The sequence below is a fragment of the Roseateles sp. P5_B10 genome, assembly GCF_056400485.1.
In genome coordinates this window covers 1-4,609 of record NZ_JBFULE010000417.1, presented here as the reverse complement: position 1 = coordinate 4,609, position 4,609 = coordinate 1, and the positions used below count along the sequence as shown (strand labels likewise).

Here is a 4,609-nt window from a genome sequence, read left to right as displayed (position 1 = left end):
GCCCCATGCGGCGGTGCTGGCCCCACAGCGTCTGCGAACCGAACAGGTTGCCGAAGTGACCGAAGGTGTGGAAGTAGTCCTTGCCCACGTCCAGCCAGTCGCAAAAGCGGATGCCCAGCTTGTAGGTGCCGTTGGTGGCGCGCAGGAAATCGCGCTCGTCGATGCCGATCAGCTGGTTGTAGTTGCGGATGGATGGGAAGGTGGCTTCGCCGACGCCGACGATACCGATTTCCTCGGACTCGACCACCTCGACGGTGGCGCGGCCCTTCAGCCCGGTGACCAGCGCCGCGGCCACCATCCAGCCTGCGCTGCCACCGCCCACGACGACGATGCGAGCAATTTTCTGCGTCATAGAGACTCTGCCAAGTTCTTGGGCGCCATCAGTGATCTGCGCCGACGTCCATCATTTCCATCTCTGGCCACGCGGCGCCGACCCACGCAAGTGGGCATGCCGCCCGGACAGTCCGTCCAGGCGGCATGCAGTTACGCCGCGTCAGGGACCGCGTCAGAACTCGTAGCGTGCGCTCATTGAGTAGCTGCGGCCAGGGTAGAACCACGCACGCCCCATCGTGCCGATGTGCTGCTGCTGCGTCTGGCGGACGATGACGTTGTTCAGGTTCGTCATGTTGAGCGACATACTGAACTGGTCGCTGAACCTGTAGTTCATGCCCGCGTCCCACTGGCCGAACGCCTCCTGCCAGGTCGGCAGGCCCCAGCCCACATCCCGGGCACCCGGGCGCGTCGGGTCCGCGCTCGTCGCATCATCGCCGCGCGTGCCATTGGCATCCGCCCCCTGCAGCACCCGGCTATGCCAGTTGTAGGCCAGCCGTGCCGAAAACGGGCCGCGGTCGTACATCAAGACGAAGTTGGCCGCGTTCTTGGCCATGTAGGGCAGCGGCAGATCGTTGAACGGCACGCCGTTGGTGTCGCAGCCGAACAGGTGCAAGGTGCCATTCGTCTGCGTCCTGCCCGCATCGCAATAGGGGTTGTAGATCTGCTTGTACAGGCTTTGCTTGGCGTCGATGTAGGTGTAGTTGGCCGACACGCCGATGCCCTTGGCCCACTCCGGCAGCACGCCGTCCAGGAAGGGCAGCTTGTCCAGGTAGGTCATGCCCGCAACTTCCAGGCCGCTGACCTTGGCTTTGCCCACGTTGGCAGGACCCGTGACCGAGAAAATCTGCGGATTGCCACCCACACTGTTGTAGGTGCGGCTGTAAGAGGTGTTCATGATGACGTCCTTGACATCTTTATGGAACACCGTGCCCGTGATGGACTGGCCGTCACGCGGGTACCACTCCAGCGCCAGGTCATAGCTGTTGGCCGTGATCGGCTTGAGCTTGACGTTGCCAGAGTTCTCGCCACGGTAGGAGACCCTCTGGTTGATGGCGTCGTAGTCCTGCCACAGCTTGATGTACTCGCCAAGTTGGTTGAAGCCGGGTCGGTTCATGCTCTGGGCCATCGCCAGGCGAGCCTGCAACCTGTCGGTGAAGTTCATCTTCAGGTTGAGCGACGGCAACACCTTGACGAATTCGTTCTGCACGTTCAGAGGCCCTCCGAGCTGGTCGAAGCGCGGCAGATCGGGCGGCGTCTGCGAGTTGTATTGCGTCTGGAAAGCTGTGTAGCCGTGCGAGACGTCGYGGGTCAGCACGACACGCACRCCGGCRTTGCCTTCGATCGGGAACTTCAGGTCGTCGAAGCCGAAGCGCAGCGTGGCGTAGACCGCGTCGGTCTGTTCGCTGTGCGTGCTGGTCTTTTCCGGGTTACCGTCGWAAACCAGCTCCTKGAAGTTCTGATAGTCCTTCGCGTAGTCGCACGTGATGTTCATGGTGGGGAACAGCGCCTTGCCATCCAGGCATTGCTGGTAGCGGTAATCGTTGGCCAGCGTCTTGTATGTGTTCGGGTAGTCGCGCACGGCACCGATCGTCGGCATGACGATGTTCGGCAGCTTGCCCGCCTTGCCGCCATAGAAGTTGCTGAAGTTGAACACTTCGACCGGCACGGTCTGGTAGCGCGGGTCGCTCATGTAGCCGAAGCTTCCGCGTGATTGCCAGTCGAGCCCATCGGTGACCGCAGGCGGCTTGCCGGGCGTGGAGGTCTGCTTGACGGCCCAAGGATCGGAAGTGGACGTCCAGGTATTGCCCGTGGCGTCGTAGTGGCGTGCCACGCGATAGGTGGCTCTCACGCCGACACGGATGTCACGCAGGATGGGGTTGTCCTCGAAACGGTAACGCGCGTCGGCCTTCCAGGCGTAGAGGTCGGCATCGGCCTTGCTCATGCCCGGCATGACCAGGTTCCAGTAATAGTTCTTCGGGTCGGCCAGGAAATCCGTGGCGGTCTGGTCGAACCCGATGCGCACCGGACTCTTTCCGGACACGTCGATGCCCATGCTCGGCACGTAGGTGCCCAGCTGCATGTTGCGGCCGATCGAATCGTTCTTCGCATGAACCCATTGGACGTCGTTCTGCACCAGCCACTGGTCGTTGATGGCCCACTTGAAGTTCCACGCCAGTTCACCGGTTTTCGAATTGCTCCGATTCCAGCCGCGCGAGACGTTGAAGCCCAGGCCGCCATCGGCAAAGGTGTTCGCCCCGAGGCCCCCGCTGGGGTAGGTGTAGAGGCCAGAGGTCAGCACGTTGTTGGCGTCGTACGTCGCATTCTTGATCACCGACTTGTACGGGTTCTCCACTCCGGTGTAGATGCCCTGCTCGCTGCCCGTCTCCCGTGCGCCCGACAGGAAATAGGTCAGCGACGAGTCCATCCTGTCCTTTTTCCACTGCAGCGCGGCGTAGAAGCCGGCACGTTCGGTGTCGCCGGTGTTGTTCCGGAACGAGGCCGATTTCGGCGCCCAGGCCACCTTGCCGGCGATCAGGTCGGTCCGCGGGAAGTAGGCATCCAGCTGGATGCTCTCATTCTGGAAGCTGGAGTGGTTGTAGGAGAGGTCCAGCAGCACGCCGACGCGCCCGATGTCCGTATTCCATTGGGTGGTGTACAGCCCCGACACGCTGGGCGAATTCTTGCCCGAGCGCTGCACGTAGTTGTTGCCTGCCGACAGGTAGGCCTTCGTTCCTTTGTAGTCAAAGGGCAAGGCTGTGCGCAGGTTCACTGTGCCGCTGACGCCGCCTTCGATGATCTCGCTGGAGGGGTTCTTGTAGACGTCCACGCCGGCCATCAGCTCTGGCGGGATGTCACCCCAGCTCAGCTCGCGGCCCGGCCAACCGGCCGAGAACGACTCGCGGCCATTCAGCACCGAAGAACCCCAGCTGAGGCCCCGCACGCTGATGCCCGAGCCTTCGACGGAGAAGTGCTCCGGGTCGCCACGCGACTTGTTGCGGTCGATGACGACGCCCACGACGCGCTGCAGCACTTCCGTGATCGACTTGTCCGGCAGCTTGCCGGCCTCTTCCGCGACGACCGAGTCGACGATTTCCTCGGCGTTTTGCTTGATCTTCTGCGCCGACTGCAGCGCTGCGCGCTGCCCGGTGATGACAACGGTTTCCAGGTTTGCCGGCTTTTCAGCCGCCGTCTGTGCCATTGCGGCGCTGCCGACGGTCAGCAGCATCATGTGGACCATGCCGCGATGGATGGCCGTGGTGCGGAACTGTTTTTTCATGGTGTCTCCGTATTCCTTCGATGTGTCCGGCGGCAGCTGGCTTCAGCGCTGCCGCGTGCCCCGGCACCGAATGCCGAGGCCGCCCCTCGCGATGCTGGTGTCACCGCCCCGATCAACACGGGGCCGGTCGCTGACACGCAACGCCGCTCGCGGCCTGGGTTACTGGATGGTGATGGCGCCCTTGATGGTCAAGTCGGACGCGTAGATGCCCGCGGTTTTCTTGTCCACGTTCGCGTCCATCAACCAGAAGCGCGTGCGCACGACGTTGGAGGACTGCAGCAGCGTCGCAGCCGAGGCGCGCGAGGCCGCCATCTTGTCCAGGGCCGCCTTGAACGCGGCGGCGTTGACGGGGGCGCCCGTGCTGTCAAAAGGGTTCGGCAGCTTGCGCACGTCGTCGTCAAGCGACGCCGTGGTGACGCCCGACAGGCCGCAGGCATCGGTCACCGCGAAGTTGTCAAGCGGCACGCCGTAGCTGAGCAACCCCGGCAATGGGGCCCACACCAAGGTGCTCAGCCTGACGTTGCAGCCGTTGTTGCGCTTGCCCAGGTCCAGGTGCACGACGATGGGCTTGTTCGACGAGTAGAGATCAAGGCCCAAGCCCATGGTGAAGCCCAACGCCTTCTCGGTGGTTACCTGCAGTCCACCCACCGTGTCGCCCGACGAATTGAAGCCACTCAGGCCAGGCGCAAAGATGTCGATGCGGTTGAAGCCGTATTGCCAGCCGCCGGTGAACATGGTGTCCGGGATATGCAGGGCCGAATCGAGCGTGGAGCCATCGGTGGAGACCTTGCTGTAGCACCAGTCGCCCGCGCTCGCATCGCACCACTCCCAGCCAGCGTTGAGCGCGCTGTCCCACGGGTTCACCCAGACGTTGCCGCCCTGCTTGGTGACTAGGTTGTTCATTGTTCCGCGACCACCTCCCGGCGCGAAGCCGTCGGCAATGAGCAGCGGGTCGACGGCGATATAGCGCTGCGTCGTCGTCTCCTTGTAGCTTGTAGC

The 4,609-nt window shown here is 63.1% G+C and carries 3 protein-coding genes; all 3 read right to left on the bottom strand.

What is annotated here, in order from left to right; translation table 11 throughout:
• The coding region (locus AC1DU6_RS20805) for a tryptophan 7-halogenase (RefSeq protein WP_477859281.1) at positions 1-352 on the bottom strand (352 nt) is incomplete at its 3' end.
• Between the two features lie 153 nt (positions 353-505).
• A complete protein-coding gene (locus tag AC1DU6_RS20800) occupies positions 506-3,610 on the bottom strand; it encodes a TonB-dependent receptor (protein WP_477859279.1) in 3,105 nt (1,034 codons plus the stop codon).
• A 159-nt stretch (positions 3,611-3,769) separates the two neighbouring features.
• Positions 3,770-4,609 (bottom strand): hypothetical protein (locus AC1DU6_RS20795; RefSeq protein ID WP_477859277.1); only part of this gene is annotated, 840 nt, incomplete at its 5' end.